At 67.1% G+C, this 16909-nt stretch carries 17 protein-coding genes; 5 read left to right on the top strand and 12 right to left on the bottom strand.

The window, feature by feature from the left end; all coding sequences use genetic code 11:
- Positions 1–5: 5 nt before the first annotated feature.
- Complete coding sequence (locus tag DIE12_RS07145) at positions 6–1442, bottom strand: NAD-dependent succinate-semialdehyde dehydrogenase (protein WP_124486113.1); 1437 nt, start codon at positions 1440–1442, stop codon at positions 6–8.
- A 379-nt stretch (positions 1443–1821) separates the two neighbouring features.
- Here DIE12_RS07145 and DIE12_RS07140 point away from each other — a divergent pair, with 379 nt between their 5' ends.
- A complete protein-coding gene (locus tag DIE12_RS07140) occupies positions 1822–2757 on the top strand; it encodes a LysR family transcriptional regulator (RefSeq protein WP_124486112.1) in 936 nt (311 codons plus the stop codon).
- A 107-nt stretch (positions 2758–2864) separates the two neighbouring features.
- On the opposite strand, the gene DIE12_RS07135 is transcribed toward DIE12_RS07140, so the two are convergent.
- The 6 genes from DIE12_RS07135 to DIE12_RS07115 all read right to left on the bottom strand — a co-directional run bounded on the left by DIE12_RS07135 (position 2865) and on the right by DIE12_RS07115 (position 7476).
- Positions 2865–3362 carry a hypothetical protein gene (locus DIE12_RS07135; RefSeq protein ID WP_124486111.1) on the bottom strand — a complete coding sequence of 166 codons (498 nt, stop codon included), beginning with the start codon at positions 3360–3362 and terminating at the stop codon, positions 2865–2867.
- Between the two features lie 89 nt (positions 3363–3451).
- Positions 3452–4288: a bifunctional allantoicase/(S)-ureidoglycine aminohydrolase gene (locus DIE12_RS07130; RefSeq protein ID WP_124486110.1), complete on the bottom strand. Its 837-nt coding sequence runs from the start codon at positions 4286–4288 to the stop codon at positions 3452–3454.
- A 700-nt stretch (positions 4289–4988) separates the two neighbouring features.
- On the bottom strand, positions 4989–5429 hold the full coding sequence (locus DIE12_RS07125; protein ID WP_124486109.1) for a hypothetical protein: 441 nt from the start codon (positions 5427–5429) through the stop codon (positions 4989–4991).
- Between the two features lie 377 nt (positions 5430–5806).
- Entirely contained in the window at positions 5807–6466 is a 660-nt protein-coding gene (locus DIE12_RS07120) for an isoprenylcysteine carboxylmethyltransferase family protein (protein ID WP_124486108.1), read from the bottom strand.
- 166 nt (positions 6467–6632) lie between these two features.
- Positions 6633–6800: a hypothetical protein gene (locus DIE12_RS38010; protein ID WP_185500310.1), complete on the bottom strand. Its 168-nt coding sequence runs from the start codon at positions 6798–6800 to the stop codon at positions 6633–6635.
- A 256-nt stretch (positions 6801–7056) separates the two neighbouring features.
- On the bottom strand, positions 7057–7476 hold the full coding sequence (locus DIE12_RS07115) for an HIT family protein (protein ID WP_044848523.1): 420 nt from the start codon (positions 7474–7476) through the stop codon (positions 7057–7059).
- Positions 7477–7765: 289 nt separating this feature from the next.
- Between DIE12_RS07115 and DIE12_RS07110 the strand changes: the two genes are divergently transcribed.
- Both DIE12_RS07110 and DIE12_RS07105 read left to right on the top strand, forming a co-directional pair.
- Positions 7766–8953: a hypothetical protein gene (locus tag DIE12_RS07110; RefSeq protein WP_185500309.1), complete on the top strand. Its 1188-nt coding sequence runs from the start codon at positions 7766–7768 to the stop codon at positions 8951–8953.
- Positions 8954–9156: 203 nt separating this feature from the next.
- Complete coding sequence (locus tag DIE12_RS07105; protein WP_124486107.1) at positions 9157–10560, top strand: serine hydrolase; 1404 nt, start codon at positions 9157–9159, stop codon at positions 10558–10560.
- Between the two features lie 66 nt (positions 10561–10626).
- On the opposite strand, the gene DIE12_RS07100 is transcribed toward DIE12_RS07105, so the two are convergent.
- From DIE12_RS07100 to DIE12_RS07085, 4 genes are all read right to left on the bottom strand, one after another.
- Positions 10627–11250 carry a glutathione S-transferase family protein gene (locus DIE12_RS07100; RefSeq protein WP_044848521.1) on the bottom strand — a complete coding sequence of 208 codons (624 nt, stop codon included), beginning with the start codon at positions 11248–11250 and terminating at the stop codon, positions 10627–10629.
- Between the two features lie 141 nt (positions 11251–11391).
- A complete protein-coding gene (locus tag DIE12_RS07095; RefSeq protein ID WP_124486106.1) occupies positions 11392–11862 on the bottom strand; it encodes a DUF2269 domain-containing protein in 471 nt (156 codons plus the stop codon).
- Complete coding sequence (locus DIE12_RS07090) at positions 11859–13112, bottom strand: SDR family oxidoreductase (protein ID WP_124486105.1); 1254 nt, start codon at positions 13110–13112, stop codon at positions 11859–11861. Before DIE12_RS07090 ends, DIE12_RS07095 begins: the two co-directional genes overlap by 4 nt.
- Positions 13113–13253: 141 nt before the next feature.
- Positions 13254–13787, bottom strand: a complete 534-nt coding sequence (locus tag DIE12_RS07085; protein ID WP_006760784.1) for a GbsR/MarR family transcriptional regulator — start codon at positions 13785–13787, stop codon at positions 13254–13256.
- A 206-nt stretch (positions 13788–13993) separates the two neighbouring features.
- On the opposite strand from DIE12_RS07085, the gene fabV reads away from it, so the two are divergent.
- Complete coding sequence (gene fabV / locus DIE12_RS07080; RefSeq protein WP_124520236.1) at positions 13994–15196, top strand: enoyl-ACP reductase FabV; 1203 nt, start codon at positions 13994–13996, stop codon at positions 15194–15196.
- A 57-nt stretch (positions 15197–15253) separates the two neighbouring features.
- On the opposite strand, the gene DIE12_RS07075 is transcribed toward fabV, so the two are convergent.
- Positions 15254–15958 (bottom strand): SDR family oxidoreductase, encoded by a 705-nt coding sequence (locus tag DIE12_RS07075; protein ID WP_044848517.1) that lies wholly within the window; start codon positions 15956–15958, stop codon positions 15254–15256.
- Positions 15959–16295: 337 nt separating this feature from the next.
- Here DIE12_RS07075 and DIE12_RS07070 point away from each other — a divergent pair, with 337 nt between their 5' ends.
- Positions 16296–16880, top strand: a complete 585-nt coding sequence (locus tag DIE12_RS07070) for a TetR/AcrR family transcriptional regulator (RefSeq protein WP_124486103.1) — start codon at positions 16296–16298, stop codon at positions 16878–16880.
- Positions 16881–16909 lie beyond the last annotated feature (29 nt).

The following is a 16909-nucleotide window of genomic DNA, read 5'->3' as shown; positions in this document are numbered from 1 at the left end:
CCCCTTCAGGCCTGGCTGATGAACTTGCGCGTGAGGTAGTACTCGATGCCCTCGGCGCCGCCTTCCGAGCCGTGGCCGCTTTCCTTCATGCCGCCAAACGGCAGTTCGGTCGAAACGATGCGGTACTGGTTGATGCCGATCATGCCGGCTTCGAGACCGTCTGCTACATCAATGGCCGTGCGCGCACTGCGCGTGAATGCGTAGGCGGAGAGCCCGTATGGCAACCGGTTCGCTTCGGCGAGCCCGTCGGCAAGGGCATCGAAGCGCATCAGCACCGCGATCGGGCCGAACGGTTCTTCGTGCATCACACGCGCGTCCTTCGGTACGTCGGCGAGGACCGTGGGCTCGAAGAAATACCCTTCTCCCGCGATGCGCTTTCCGCCGGCGAGGACCCTTGCGCCACGCTCCACCGCATCGGCGATGAGTTCCTCCATCTTGGCAAGCTGGCGCGGATTTGCCAGCGGCCCGACCTGCGTGCCCGCATCCAAGCCGTTGCCGACCTTGAGCGCGTTGGCTGCGCGCACGAAGTGCCCGACAAACTCGTCGTAGACGTCGCGTTGGATCAGGAAGCGCGTCGATGAGATGCAGATCTGGCCCGTACCGCGAAAGCGATTCGCCGCGCCTTCGACCGCGGCCTTTTCGACATCCGCATCGTTGAATACGAGGACGGGCCCGTGGCCGCCCAGCTCCAGCGTGATGGGTTTGACGCCTTCGGCTGCGCGCGCCGACAGCAGACGGCCGATCGGCACCGAGCCCGTGAACGTCACCTTCCGGATGACCGGGGAAGCGATCAGCTGCTTCGACACCTGGTCGGGCACGCCGAATACGACCTGAAGCACGCCCTTCGGCAAACCGGCGTCGTCCAGTGCGCGTGCCAGCGCGAGCGCCGTTGCGGGGCTTTCCTCGCCGGGTTTGATGATGACACTGCATCCGGCGGCGAGTGCGGCGGAGAGCTTGCGCGCCGGGGTGATCGCGGGAAAATTCCACGGCGTGAATGCGGCGACGGGCCCGATCGCCTGTTTCTTCACGAGCTGTTGCACACCCGGGCGATTGGACGGCACCACACGGCCGTCGATGCGGCGCGCCTCTTCGGCGAACCATTCGAAGTAGTCCGCGGCACGCAGGACTTCGTCACGGCTTTCCGCCAGCGGTTTGCCTTCCTCGAGCGTCATGACGGTGGCGATGTGCTCGGCGCGCTCGCGCATCAGTTCCGCCCCGCGCTTCAGAATGCGCGCGCGTTCGGCTGGCACGGTGTTGCGCCAGACGTCGAACGCCTGTGCAGTGACCTGCAGGGCGCGATCCAGGTCGGCTGCCGTCGCCAGCGGGACGCGGCCGATCTCGATTTGCGTGGCGGGGTTGATCACCGGCGCCGTTTCGCGTTCGCTCGCGCCGATCCATTCGCCGTTGATGAAAAGATGAAGTGCGTCGTAAGTGATGTCCATGGTATTAACCTTTATGGTTAGGATTGCGATTCAATATGTGTTCGCCGCGAGCCGGATTGGGGGACCGTGCCGCCACGCCGTGCCGGGATGATTCGCCGTGTCGGGCTGGGCTCGGGTATGAAACGTCCGTGTTCCGACTGCCTGACTTCGGGACCAAGTCTAGACGTGAAGCGGACGGCAACTTAGGGGGGCCGGAAAGAATGAATCTTGTCTCCGGAGAGAAAATCCCCGATGAACATGAAGGCATATTGAAAGGATGCACAAAAACGACACGCGGTCGCACGCTGACTGCACGAAACAGGCGCGGGCCCTATGATCACAGGCTCGCGCGGGCCGAAACGCAGCGATTCGACGAAAAATTCAAAGCCAGGGATGCGTAATGGACAAGGTTCACACCATGTCGGTGTTTGCGAAAGTGGTCGAGATGGGCAGTTTCACGGCTGTTGCAAACCACCTCGATACGACTGTCGGCAACATTTCCCGAGCGGTCTCGGTACTTGAGGACAATCTCAACACGCGGTTGCTGCAGCGCTCGACGCGACGGCTCGTAGTCACCGATGCGGGGCGACGTTTCTACGAGCGCAGCGTTGCGATCCTGTCGGACATCGAGCGGGCAGAAGCAGAAGCCCGCGATGCGCTGCTGGAGCCGCGTGGTGTATTACGCGTGCACACGGTTCCGGGATTAGGCCGTCAGCTTGTTTCGCAAGCCGTGCTTGCCTATCGAAGCGCATACCCGGAAGTATCGGTCGATCTTATGCTGTCGCAGCGGATGCCGAATCTGCTCGAAGAGCAGCTCGACGTTGCGATCGTGATTGCGCGCACACTGCCGGACTCGGCGTATGTGAGCCAGAAGATCGGCGCCAGCCATTGCATTCTGGCGGCGTCGCCCGATTATCTGGCACGGCATCCGGCTCCCGAGTGTGTGGAAGATCTTGTCGATCACACATGTGTGCTCCTGAGCACGGTCGATTACGCACCGGACGAGTGGCATCTGCAAGGCAGGGCCGGCGAGGCGGTGTATCGTCCAACGGGATCGCACTTCAGTGTCAACGACATGGACGCGATGTCCACGGTGCTGCAGGAGGGCGCGGGAATCGGGCTGATCGCCGCTTTCTCGGCAATCGACGATTTGCGTAAAGGGTCGCTCGTTCGCGTCCTGCCTGAATTCCACACCGCTCAGCGCAACGTGTACGCGGTGTATTCGTCCCGCCAGTTCGTCGACGCGAAGATCAAACGGTTCATCGATACGCTGAAGGTGCGGGTAGGTGACCGGTTGAATGCGTATGCGGAGGAACTCGCCATCACGGTCGTATGACCGACTTTACAGTCGGCATCGTCGGGGAAGGTGTCCGATTTCCCGGCGCCGAGAGTCGTATCCGCGATCCGGATCGCATGCGGGGTGCTTCGTGCGAAGGTGGTCGGTCAACCGTGGAGCGTCGACCGCTGAATCAACCGATTCACGCCCCATACGATCAGACCCGCGATACCAAGGCAAACACCGAGAACGAGAAGGAGCCCGACTCCTTCAACATCATCGGCATGTGCGATCGTGTCGACGCCGAAAAGCGCCATCACCGATTCGATGGTTGACGGAATCGACGTCTCGATTGGAAGTCGGACGAACCAGCGCGCGAGCAGCACGCCGAGAGCTCCCGTTGCAAGAACATTGATGCTGTAGCGGACCGCTTTCATTACCTGACCTCGACGATTCCATATGCCTTGATGGCGGTGCCCGGAATCGGAACCGTTGCGCCGTGCGCGCAAAATCATGGAGCCGTCCCAAGCGCCCGCCAGTCTGTGTGTCGACAATGTAATAGAGGCCACGCGGTAGCGGGCCTGATTTCGGTTTAGCGACCGGTTCTGCTTCCGCTCGATTCCTTGTTCTATCCGGCGCTTCTTCGCGCCCGCAAAACGTGTCAATCTGTTTCCGGACGGGTCACAGGTCACAATGAAAAAAGCCCGCCGGCTTGCACCGGCGGGCTTTCGTATCCGACTTGCGCGGTGGCGCGTTAACGCGCCGGATTCAGCGTCAGGTTCATGTGACGGTTCACGTCTTTATACAGCAGGTAACGGAAGCGGCCGGGGCCACCCGAATAGCAAGCCTGCGGACAGAACGCGCGCAGCCACATGAAGTCGCCCGCTTCCACCTCGACCCAGTCCTGGTTCAGGCGATAGACGGCCTTGCCTTCGAGCACGTACAGGCCGTGCTCCATCACGTGCGTCTCGGCGAACGGAATCACGCCGCCCGGCTCGAAGGTCACGATGTTCACGTGCATGTCGTGACGCATGTCGCTCATGTCGACGAAGCGCGTCGTCACCCACGCGCCGTTGGTGCCCGGCATCGGGATCGGCTCGACGTCCTGCTCGTTGGTCACGAACGCTTCCGGCAGCGGAATGCCGTCGACGACCTGGTAGTGCTTGCGGATCCAGTGGAAACGCACGGCGGCATCGCTGACGTTGTGCAGCGTCCAGTCGGCGCCCGGCGGAATGAACGCGTAGCCGCCCGGCTTCAGCGTGTGCTGCTTGCCCTGCAGCGTCAGCTCGGCCTCGCCCTCGACGACGAACAGCACGGCTTCGGCGTTCTTGTCCTGCTCGGGCTTGTCGCTGCCGCCGCCCGGGTTCACTTCGACGATGTACTGCGAGAAGGTTTCGGCGAAACCCGACAGCGGACGCGCGATCACCCACAGGCGCGTGCTGGTCCAGAACGGCAGCCAGCTCGTGACGATGTCGCGCATCACTCCCTTCGGAATGACCGCGTACGCCTCGGTGAACATCGCGCGATCGGTCAGCAGATCGGTCTGCGGCGGGTGGCCGCCATGCGGCGCGTAATACGTTGTCTTAGACATAAAGCATCCAGGCAATGGGTTGGTCCGGCCCCGGGTCGCAACGGCAGGCGCGGCACGCGCGTGGGGCACGCATGCGGCGGCGGGACATCGTTGCCGGGGTGGCTTGAAAGCGCGGGCGCCTTCGTTCGGTCGGCCAGGCTTCGCGACGGGTCCGCCCGGTTCAGCGGGCGGGGCGCCCCATGCTTGCGGGTCCGGCGGCCGGGCCGCGGACACTCGGGGTGATGCGGCGGGGCACGGGGGACGGCACGGTTCGAGTCCGTACGCGGGCAGCGTTGACGATAGCGAAGTCGATCCTGATCGACCAATTAAATGTTGCGATGCCATCCATTCGATTTCCCACTACCCGCCGCGGTGCGCGACGGCCGGCGAACGCGTGCCGCGGATGCGTCGGCGCATGAGGGAAATCCTGATGACCGGACGCCAACGCGTCGATCAGCAATATCGAAACGGGGTCGGCCGAACCTGCCCGGCTGCATGTCGATGCAACGGGAGAATGCCGTCTACAAGCGGGAAAAGTCAGGCGGGAGAGAAGGCGCCAAGCCGTCGAACGAGGCTGGGCATGAACTGCCGAAGGGGAGAAGCCGCCGGTCTTGCCGGCGACGGCCGCCCGGCTGAAGCTGCCGGGCCGGCCGTCGGATCGGGTGCCGACGCGTCGGGCGCGCCGGTGCGCAAAGCGCGCACCGTGCCGCGCCCGCGGGGATCAGTCCCAGTCGCGGTGATGGCGATGCTTGCGGTGACGATGGCCGCGATCGCCATAGTCGCCGCGGTCGTACGAGTTGCGCGACAGGTTGCCGCCGAGCGCCGCGCCGGCGCCGCCGCCGACGGCTGCGCCCAGCAGGCCGCCCGTGCGGCCGCCCATCGCGTTGCCGGCCGCGGTACCCGCGCCGCCGCCGAGTGCGCCGCCGATGATCGCGCCGGTGCGTTCGCGACGGTTCGACGTCACGGCACCACCCGCGCCGCCGCCGATCGCGCCGCCGATCACGGAGCCCGTGCTGCCGCCGACCGCGCCGCCGACCGCTGCGCCGGCAACCCCGCCGAGCGCGCCGCCAAGCGCGTTGTTCATGTCACCGGCCATTGCCGGCAGTGCGGTCGCGCCGGTCAGCACGGCGACGACGAGAGTGGGGGCGATTTTCTTCCACATTCCCGTATTCTTCCTTGTTCGCAATCTGGTTATTAAAGGTCTGCTCGTTACGACGATCTGAATCGATCGACGTCGATGCCGGCATTGTGCCGAATCCCGGACCAATTCATTTCAATGAGCTTGCGGCGAAGAATAGCACCGGTCGTGTCCCCTTGCCGTCGACATTCTGGTAACAAGTTGTTTACCGCAACAGGACCGGAAAAGGTTGCCGAAAACCGCCTGCAAAGCCCGCCGGCACGGGCTCCGGCCGTGGGCCGGCCGCACTCGAAGGCGGTGCCGGAAGCGCCCGTCGCGCGGGTTCGGACACACGTGGCAACACATCGCGGGTGCGCCACGAGGCGGCCGGGATCGACCGGGCCATCCAGGACGAACGAGGGTCAGTACACGCCCGGCAGCAGCCGCCACGTGTGCGCGCAGTACGCGTCGTATTCGGCACCGAATTGCGCGCGCAGCAACGCTTCCTCGGAACGGATGCGGGCGACCAGCGGGATCATCGTCAACGCGACGAGCAGCAGCCCGATGCCCGAGCGGAACGCGCACGCCCAGCCGGCCGCATTGACGAGCAGGCCGAGATAGCTCGGGTTGCGAATTCTCCGATAGATACCGTCCGTCACCAGCGTGTGGCCCGGCTGGATCGCGACGAGCCCGCTGAAGCGCTTGCCGAGCACGAACACGGGCCAGATGCGCAGCACGCCGCCCGCGACGTACAGCACGACGCCGATCCAGCGCACCGTGTCGCCGCCGAAGGTCCATACGTCGAGCCGGTCGGTCAGCGCGGGCAGGTAAGCGAGCAGGAACCCGCTGGCCGCGAACGCCGCGAGCACCCAGCGGTTGTCGCGGTTCTCGCGTTCGCCGGCGCTCAGGTTGCCTTCGGTGAACAACGCGGCGACGGCCAGCGCGAGCGTCGCGACGGCAATGACGGTCAGTTGCGGATGCGAGAAGAAGGCGGCGAACCCGCCGATGCCGAGCACGGCGAGCCCGAGATAGACGAGCGTGGAGACGCTCGCCACGATTGCGACCTTGCGCGTAACGGCCATGGCTGCCTCGCCGGAGTGGGCTTTCCTGTGAAGTATAGGAACCCGGGCGGGCCATGCGCACGCGCGCCGTCATGCGGCGCGCGAGTCGTCCGTGCGGGAAGCGGCGGCCAAGCGTCGAACGACGGGGCCGCTCGACGTGCGGGCGGCGCCCGCGCCCGCCGCCCGGTCAGCGAATGCGGAAGTTGCCGCCGATGCCGACGCTGACGGGCGGTGCGTAATAGGCGGGCGCATAGCCGTAGTAGGCCGGCGCGGGTGCGTAGTAGCCGTAAGGCGGCGCGACATAGCAGCCGGACAGGCCGCCGATCAGCGCAAAGGTGATGAGGATTTTGTACATGACTCGATTCCCGGCGAAGAGGGCACGTTGCATCTCGCGAAAACCACGCCGTCGCAGCCTGCGACGGCCGGCACGGAAGAGACAACCGGCCCTTCCCGTCGCTCGATGCGGCAATGCGCGGAGTCTAGCGCCGGGGCCACCGGGACACGTTTCGCGAGCGGTTACACGTGTTACGTGGTGTGACCGCTGAAACAGGCGCGCCCGGCGTCGCGGCACGCGCCGGCTGGCGCCGCCCGAACCACGCGCCGTCTGCGCGTTACACGAAACGCGCGCGGATCCGCTCGGCGACCGATTCGAGCGTCGCCGAATCGGCGATGTCGCGCGCGTGCATCCGCAGCTCGACGCCTTCCCAGCGCGGAATCACGTGGAAATGCACGTGCGGGACCGTCTGGCCCGCCGCCGCGCCGTTGAACTGGCCGATGAACACGCCGTCCGGCCCGAGCGCCGCGCGCACGGCCGCCGCGACGCGCTGCGTCATGCGGATGCCGGCCGCGGCCGCGTCGCCGGACAGCTCGAAGATCTGCGCGGCCGGCTCCTTCGGGATCACGAGCACGTGACCGTCGGCCTGCGGCATGAGATCCATGATCGCGAGCGTTGCGTCGTCTTCGGCGACCTTCACGCACGGCAGTTCGCCGCGCAGGATCCGGGCGAACGGGTTGTTGTTGTCGTAGGACATGGGCGTTTTCCGATGTTTGCGATTGCGGTTTGACTGGGAACGATGCCGGACGATTATCGGCCGACGGCGGTCCGGATTTCAACTTGTCAGGCCGTGTCGCCATGGCGGCGAACAATGCGCGCCGACTCGCGTGCAATGCCCGTCGCCGGATGGAATATCCGGCCGTCGCGATCCGTTTATTTCGAGTGCGGACTCGCACGGCAAGACTGCGGATCCGCGCCGGACATCCGCGCGCTGCGCAGGCCGGCAGCCGGGATGACTGCTCGCGATCATCAACCGGAGTCATGCCATGGACCCTCTCCCATCCTGTCGTTCGCCCGCCCCGCCCGTGTTTGACGCCGCGTTTGCCGATCACCCGCCGATCCTCGCCCACGCCTGTCGCACGATGGCGCGCACGCTATGCCGCGCGGCTTGCGGCGCGGGACTGATCGCGTTGTCGTCGGCTTTCGCGTGGGCCGGCGGCGGCAATTCGATCCTGCCGGTCTCGTCGGTCACGGCGTCGACCGTGCCCGCCAACGGCGACGTCAATCCGTACGGCATCGCGTTCGTGCCGCGCGGCGTGCCGAGCTGGAGCACGCTGAAACCGGGCGACGTCGTCGTATCCAACTTCAACGCGGCATCGAACACGCAAGGCACCGGCACGACGGTCGTCAAGCTGTCGCCCGGCAAGACGCCGGCAACGTTCTTCCAGGGCAGCAATGTCGGCCTGACGACCGCGCTCGCGGTGCTGCGCAGCGGCTTCGTGCTGGTCGGCAACGTGCCGGCACCGGACGGCAAGACCGTGGTCCCCCCGGGCTCGCTGCTCGTCATCGGTCCGCAAGGCAATCTCGTCACGCAACTGTCGAGCACCACACTGCTCGACGGACCGTGGGACATGACCGTGATCGACCGCGGCCAGCGCGTGACCGCGTTCGTGTCGAACGTGCTGAACGGGACGGTCGCACGGATCGAGCTGATGATCGGCAGCGACGGCGTCAGGATGCTGCCGGGCTCGCAAATCATCGCATCGGGCTACGTGAACCGGACCGATCCCGCTGCGCTCGTCGTCGGCCCGACCGGCCTCGCGTACGATCCCGACATCGACGTCCTGTATGTCGCCTCGACCGGCGACAACGCGGTGTTCGCGATCCAGAATGCCGCGACGACGCATCGCAACGGCGGCGTCGGACGGATGATCTACTTCGATGCGGCGCACCTGCACGGCCCGCTCGCGCTGGCGCTCGCGCCGAACGGCCATCTCGTGACCGCGAACGGCGACGCGGTCAACCCCGACCCGCTGCAACCGAGCGAGATCGTCGAATTCACGGTGGACGGGCGCTTCGTCGCGCAGATGCAGGTCGATACCGTGCCGGGCGCGGCATTCGGGCTCGCGTTCGGGCGCGGCAGCAAAGGCCAGCCGGAATTCGCGGCCGTCGACGACAACACGAATACCGCGACGGTCTGGACACTGCGTTCGGACAACGGCAACGCACAATGACGCATCACGCGAACGGGCCGCGTGCGGCCCGTTCGAACCTGCGCGATCGACACATGCGATTCGCAGACGCCGGGCACCATGCCGCCTGACCGACGCCGCCCGGCGTCACCCGCCCCCACGATTGCCACCGCTCGCGCGAACCTGCGACACTGCCGGATCGTTGCCATCGTTGCCGGCCGGCACGCCACCGAGGACGCTCGCGCATGACGATCCCCTTCAAATCGCTGATCCTGCGCGGTGCCGCCGTCGCGCTCGTCGCCGCGGCCGGCTACACCGGCTACATGCTGTCGCGGCTCGCGCCCATCGCGACGGGCTATGCCGCGAAGGCGCTGTGTTCGGGCGTGTTCGTGTCGGGCCGTCCGGCCGCGTCGGTGATCGACGTCGACATCATGGCCGGCGTGCATCCGCTGCTGAAGCTGGTGCGTCCGTCGATCGATCCCGAGCATCATCGCGCCGTCGCGACCTTCGCCGGATTCGCGCAACGCGAGGCGGACTTCCGGCCCGGGCTCGGCTGCACGCTCGCGCTCGGACCGTCGCCCGGCGGGCTGCCGGCCGCGCTGCCGCCCGTCCCCGATCCGCCGCCCGCGCACGAAGCGGCGCCGGCCGCACCGCCCGCCGGCATCGACGCACGCAAGCTGCAGGCCGCGCTCGACCGCGCGTTCGACGAACCCGATCCGGCGCGGCCGCGGCGCACCCGCGCGGTCGTCGTGATGTGGCGCGGCCAGGTGATCGCCGAACGCTATGCGCCCGGCTTCGCGGCCGACACGCCGCTGCCCGGCTGGTCGATGACGAAGACCGTGACGGCCGCGCTGGCCGGCATGCTCGTCGCGCAGCACAAGCTGTCGCCGGACGCGTCGGCGCTGCTGCCCGAATGGCGCGACAGCGGCGATCCGCGCGCGGCGATCACGCTCGACGAGCTGCTGCGGATGACGAGCGGCCTGCAATTCAACGAGGACTACGACGACCCGCTGTCCGACGTCGCCGTGATGCTGTTCACGCAGCCGGACACCGCGCGTTTCGCGTCGGCCATGCCGCTCGCCGCGCAGCCCGGCACGCAGTGGTACTACTCGAGCGGCACGAGCGCGATCGTCGCGCGCGTGATGCGCGAGGCGATGGGCGGCACCGAAGGCGACTACCTCGCGTTTCCGCGCTGCGCGCTGTTCGCGCCGCTCGGCATGCGCAGCGCGGTGTTCGAGCCCGATGCGGCCGGCACGCTCGGCAGCGCGTCGTTCATGTATGCAAGCGCGCGCGACTGGGCGCGCTTCGGGGAGCTTCTGCGGCAGGACGGGGTGTGGGACGGGCAGCGGCTGCTGCCGCAAGGCTGGGTGCGCTACCTGACGCGCGCGACGCCGCTGTCGACGCGCCAGGAATTCGGCGCGCATCTGTGGGTGAAGGTGCCGGAGCCGTTCAACGATCGCGATGCGCACGCGAGCCCGCTGCCCGTCGACGCGTTTCATGCGGTCGGCCATGAAGGCCAGTTCGTGAGCGTGGTGCCGAGCCGCGAGCTGGTGGTCGTGCGGCTCGGGCTGTCGCGGCCGGAATCCGCATGGAATCACGAGGCATTTCTCGCGCGCGTGCTCGAGGCCGTACCGGCATCGGGCTCGTGACGGCCGCGGCGCGGCGGCGATGCGGCGGCACATCACGCCGCCGCGCCGCGCACGACATGCGATGCGTTACGGGTTCGCGCTGCCCGCGTACTGCTGGAAACCTTCGCGCGTCGCCAGGCGCTCGATGTAGCGCTTCACTGCCGGGAAATCCGGATGCTCGAACGGCGTGCCGAACCAGCGGTTCACCGACAGGCCGATCGGAATGTCCGCGAGCGTGAAGCGGTCGCCAGCCACGAACGCGCCGGTCGCTTCGAGCTGCGCGTTCAGTATCTGCATGTGCTTCGTCCAGCCCGCGATCGACTGCGCGATCGCCGCCGGGTCCTGGTGATCCGGCGACTTGCGCACGAGGCCGAGGAACGCGCCGACCCACGAGCGGTTCAGGTCCGTGCCCTGCCAGTCGATCCACTGATCGACCCGCGCGCGCGCCTGCGGCTCGGCCGGATAGAGCGCGTCGCCGCCATAGCGGTTCGCGAGATAGCGGATGATCGTGTTCGACTCCCACAACACGAAGTCGTCGTCCTTGATGACCGGCACGAGGCCGTTCGGATTCAGCGCGAGGTAGGCCGGGTCGTTGGTCGTGCGAAAGCCCGCGCCCCAGTCTTCCTGTTCGAACGGCAGGTTCAGTTCGGTGCACAGCCACAGCACCTTGCGGACGTTGATGGACGGGATCTTGCCGAGGATGTGCAGCATGCAGGCTCCTTGTGAGGTCGAATGCGAAGCGTTCGGGAGGCGCGACACGGCCCGGACGCGCTCCCGTCGAAGTTATACACGAGCCCGCGAGAATCGACAGCGCGTCAGGCGAAATCGCCGTTGCAGGCCCCACTGCCTCGCTCACATCGGCTTGAGCACCATCAGGAAATAAACGCTCAGCATCGCGAAGAACGCCGGATAGCCGAGCAGCTCCCAGCGCTTCGCATAGCGCCAGTACCGTTCCGGCAGCGCGGCAGCGCCGTTCGCATGCGCGAGCTTCGCCATCGCGGCCAGTTCGATCTGCAGCCATACGACCGGCAGCCAGCACGCGCCCGCGACCGCATACAGCACGATCGACGCGACCAGCCACGGCGTCGTCCACGGCCAGCCGGCCGTATGCGCGAGCCACAGCCCGGATGCGGGCTGGAACAGCACGGCCGGCGTCGTGAACCACCAGTCCGCGCGCACGACGAGGCGCGACACGGCGGCGATCGCCGGCACCGAGCGCGTGCGGTTCGCGAAGAACAGGTAGAACGCGGTGCCGAAACCCGTGCCGACCATCAGCACCGAGGACAGGATATGCAGCGTCTTGATCACGAGATAGGTGTTCATGCGTGTTCTTCTTCTGAAAAGAGGATCAACAGGATCGCCAGAATCGGCACGTTCTTGAGCACGGGGCCGAACGGCTCGGCGAGCAGGCCGGGCATCGTGACCGCGATGACGGCCGAATACGCGACGATCAGCGCGCCTTGCGCGGCCCACAGCCGGCGGGACGGCGCGACGACGGTCGCCACGCCGAACGCGAAGTCAAGCGCGCAGGCCGCGTAGAGCGCGATCAGCGCGGGCAAGCCAGTCAGGTGCGCGCGGGCGAGCATCGCGAGGCTGTCGTGCCGCGGATGGATGAACGCGCTGACGATGGCCGTCCAGATCCAGACGATCGCGAGCGCGCCCAGCAGCAGCGGCCGCCGCCACATCGCGAGCGCGTCGCGGCGCAGCGCGGGCGCGTCCGCGCCGATGAAATGCCGCAGCCCGCGCGGCGGCCGGCCGAGCACGGCCGCGAGCGCCGCGGGGTCGCCGGTGTTGCCGCCGCGCAGCATCGTCCACGTGTCGCGGGTCAGCATCGCGCCCGGCAGCGCGCCGAGCAGCGCGGCCGCCGCCCCGACCAGCGGGCCCGGCAGCGCGATGCGCGCCGCCGGCGGGAAGCCCAGCGCGGCGCGATAGACGCTCAGCATCTCGCGATACTCGACTTCGTCGCCGCCGACCGCGTCGATGACCGGGTTGCCGGCCGCCGGCGCATCGACGAGCCGCGCGACGAGTTCGGCGAGATCGTCGATGTGCACGGGGCGCAGCCGCTGATGGCCGCCCGTCGGCAATGCCTGCACGGGCAGGCTCGCGAGCATCCGGAAGAACCGTGCCGACGTGCCGGAAGCGCCGTAGACGAGCGCCGGGCGCACGATCCGGTAATCGAGCGGCAGCGTCCGCAGGAAGGTGTCGGCTGCGTATTTGCTGGCGAAATACGACGTGTCGCCGCGCTCGACGCCCAGCGCCGAGATCTGGATCACGCGTCGCACGCGGGCACGACAGCACGCGGTGAAGAGCGCGCAGGGCGCCGCGCGATGCACGGCGTCGAAGGTCGCGTCACGCCGGTCCGCAAGGATCCCGACCGCATTGATCACCACGTCGACGCCGTCGAGCCGGGCGAGCCACGCATCGGGATCGACGTCCTTCGTGAAGTCGATCGCGACGTCGTGCGGACCGACCGCATGCCGCACGCCGCGCAGCACGCGATGGCCGCCGGCTTCGAGCCGCGCGCCCAGCGCCCGCCCGATGAAGCCGTTCGCGCCGCAGAGGAGGATGTTCATGTCGCACTCCGCGGTGCGGCATGCCGGCGGATCGATCGCGATGCCCTGTTCATTTTCGTCCTTTACCTACAGTTATTTCTGTAAAGACAGAAATTTCAATTTCAAAAAAAGCGGGCTGCGTGCCCGCACGTCCGGTACCGCTTACTTCGACGACTTGCGCCTGACCGTCTGGCTGATCTTCGCGCCGATGCCGAGCGCCTTCATCAGCGTGTCGGGCTTGAGCCGCAGCATCTCGTCCGACCAGGTCGTGAGCGTCTCGACGAACTGCAGCGTGTCGCGGATGCGCTGTTCGGTTTCGCGGCTCTCGTCGGCGATCTCCGGGCTCGTCAGGCAATCGCGCAGCACCGTGAGCGTCGGTTCGATCTCGCGCTGCCGCCGCCCTTCGACGATCAGCTTGAACAGTTCCCAGATGTCGGTCGACGTCTCGAAGTGGTCGCGCCGGTCGCCCAGCACGTGCACGACCTTCGCGAGCCGCCATGCCTGCAGTTCCTTCAGGCTCGTGCTGACGTTGGAACGCGCGACGTTGAGCGTCTCGGCGATCTCGTCGGCCGCAACCGGCCGGCCGGCCAGGTACAGCAGCGCGTGAATCTGCGAGACGGTGCGGTTGACGCCCCAGCGCGAGCCCATTTCGCCCCAGTGGAGGATGAATCGTTCGGCAATCGGTGTGAGTTCCATGTCGGGGAATTTAGTTTTTTCAGTTATTTCTGTCAAGAGAGAAATAACGGGCGGCGACGCGAATGGCTGCCTCGACCGTCCCGCCCGCGGGCAACTGCGACCGCGGCCACGGCTCGCCTTTCCCGCCGTTGCGCCCGCTTCCATTACAATGCGCGGGATTTTTCCGATTTCAGGCCGTCCGCGCCTTTCTGACTAGAGGTTCTCCCATGATCATCAAACCGCGCGTGCGTGGCTTCATCTGCGTGACGACTCATCCGGTCGGCTGCGAAGCCAACGTCAAGGAACAGATCGACTACGTGACTTCGCACGGCCCGATCGCCAACGGTCCGAAGAAGGTGCTCGTGATCGGCGCGTCGACGGGCTACGGCCTCGCCGCCCGGATCTCGGCCGCATTCGGCTCGGGCGCGGACACGCTGGGCGTGTTCTTCGAGCGCGCCGGCAGCGAGACGAAGCCGGGCACCGCCGGCTGGTACAACAGCGCCGCGTTCGAGAAATTCGCCGCCGAAAAGGGGCTCTATGCGCGCAGCATCAACGGCGACGCCTTCTCCGACAAGGTCAAGCAGATCACGATCGACACCATCAAGCAGGATCTCGGCAAGGTCGACCTGGTCGTCTACAGCCTCGCGGCACCGCGCCGCACGCACCCGAAGACGGGCGAAACGATCAGCTCGACGCTGAAGCCGGTCGGCAAGTCGGTCACGTTCCGCGGCCTCGACACCGACAAGGAAGTGATCCGCGAAGTGTCGCTCGAGCCGGCGACGCAGGAAGAGATCGACGGCACCGTCGCCGTGATGGGCGGCGAGGACTGGCAGATGTGGATCGACGCGCTCGATGAAGCCGGCGTGCTGGCCGACGGCGCGAAGACGACCGCATTCACGTATCTCGGCGAGCAGATCACGCACGACATCTACTGGAACGGCTCGATCGGCGAAGCGAAGAAGGATCTCGACAAGAAGGTGCTGTCGATCCGCGACAAGCTGGCCGCGCATGGCGGCGACGCGCGCGTGTCGGTGCTGAAGGCTGTCGTCACGCAGGCGAGCTCGGCGATCCCGATGATGCCGCTCTACCTGTCGCTGCTGTTCAGGGTGATGAAGGAAAAGGGCACGCACGAAGGCTGCATCGAGCAGGTGTACGGGCTCCTGAAGGACAGCCTGTACGGCGCGACGCCGCACATCGACGAGGAAGGCCGCCTGCGCGCGGACTACAAGGAGCTCGACCCGCAAGTGCAGGACAAGGTCGTCGCGATGTGGGACAAGGTCACGAACGAGAACCTGTACGAGATGACCGACTTCGCGGGCTACAAGACGGAATTCCTGCGCCTGTTCGGCTTCGAGATCGCGGGCGTCGACTACGACGCGGACGTGAACCCGGACGTGAAGATCCCGGGCGTCATCGACACGACGGTCTGACGAAACGCCCGCCGCCGCGCTCACCGAGCGGGCGGCGGGGTCGCGCTGCCGGCCGCGTCAACGCGGCGCCGGCTCCTCCAGATAGACGCCCGACGACAGCGTGGCCTTCACTTGCCGCGTGAACTCGTCGGTCGACACTTCCTCCTCCCCTGCTTCGATTGCCTCGTAGGCCTGGCGCACGACGTCGGCCGGCGTGGCCTTCGGCACGTCGAGGCCGGCCGTCAGGTCGGTATCGATGAACCCCGCATGCAGCCCGACGACCTGCGTATGCTGTTCGCGCAGCGAATGCCGCAGCCCGTTGGTCAGCGCCCACGCGGCCGACTTCGACACGCCGTAGCCCGACAGGATCGGCCGGTTCACCCAGCTCGCGACCGACAGCACGTTCAGGATCGCGCCGCCGCCGTGGCCGGCCAGCGTTCCCGCGAAGGCGCGCGACATCGCCAGCATCCCGAACACGTTGGTTTCGAAGTGATCGCGCAACGCGTCGAGCGCGCCGTCGTCGGTCAGGCTGCCGAGTCGTGCGATGCCCGCGTTGTTGATCAGCAGCGTGACGTCGCGCGCGATATCGGCGGCCGCGGCAACCGTCGCCGGATCGGTCACGTCGAGCCTCACGGGCACCACGCCCGGCAGCGTCACGCTGGCCGGATCGCGCGCGCCCGCATAGACCTTGCGCGCCCCGCGTTCGAGCGCCTGCTTCGCGAACTCGCGGCCGAGCCCGCGGTTCGCGCCCGTGACGAACACCACTGCACCTTCGATCTTCATGCTCGTTCCTTTCGGAGAAAGGATCCCGCTCGCGTCGGTTCGCCGCGCGCCCGGGATCCGGTGATAAACCACGCCGCCATCGCGGACCGAACCGTTGCTCCGCCGGTGCCGTGCCGGAAGCCGGGCAGTCCGCCGCCCACGCCACGCCGCACCGGGACCGATATCCATCCGTGCCGCGTCGGTCGCTTCGCTTCATTCGCGAAGTCGGCTACACTCGATGTCAATGTCGATCACCATTGTCTTTGCGGTGCATTGTGTCAGCGCGATTTCGACACGTCAATGGCGATCACCATTGTGTTTTTCAATCGACGCAATTGCCGGAATGAGGGAGGGATCGATGGGCGTCTCGAGACAACAGGCCGCCGAAAACCGCAACGCGATCGTCGCGGCCGCCGAGCGGCTGTTCCGGGTGCGCGGTGTCGACGCGGTGGGGTTGACGGAGCTGATGAAGGAAGCCGGCTTCACGCAGGGCGGCTTCTACAACCACTTCAAATCGAAGGATGCGCTGGTCGCCGCGGTGATGGAGAAAGCGATCCAGGACCGCGCGGATTCACCGAACGCCGGCAGCGTCGCGAAGCAGGCGACGGCGTACCTGTCGGCCGCGCATCGCGACAACGTCGAAGCCGGTTGCCCGCTGTCGGGTTTCGCGGGCGATGCGCCCCGGCTGACCGACGCGGCGCGCGCGTGCTACGCGCACGGCGTCGCCGCGTATCTCGACCGGCTGGAACGGATGGTGGCCGCCGAAGGCCCGGCCGCGGCGGACACGCGCCGCGACGCGATCGCCGTCTTCAGCCAGATGGTCGGGGCGCTCGTGCTGTCGCGCGCGATCGCCGGCACCGATCCGGCGCTGGCCGACGAGATCCTCGACGCGGGTCGGCGCACGCTCGGCGCGCAGCCCGACGATCCGGCCGTGCCGGCGTAGCGGCACGACGGGCGCCGGTCGCGCGCGAT

It is taken from the genome of Burkholderia sp. Bp9015, assembly GCF_003853505.1.
Classification (GTDB): domain Bacteria; phylum Pseudomonadota; class Gammaproteobacteria; order Burkholderiales; family Burkholderiaceae; genus Burkholderia.
The sequence above is the reverse complement of the archived record's forward strand: the minus strand, read 5'-3'. Positions and strand labels throughout refer to the sequence as shown.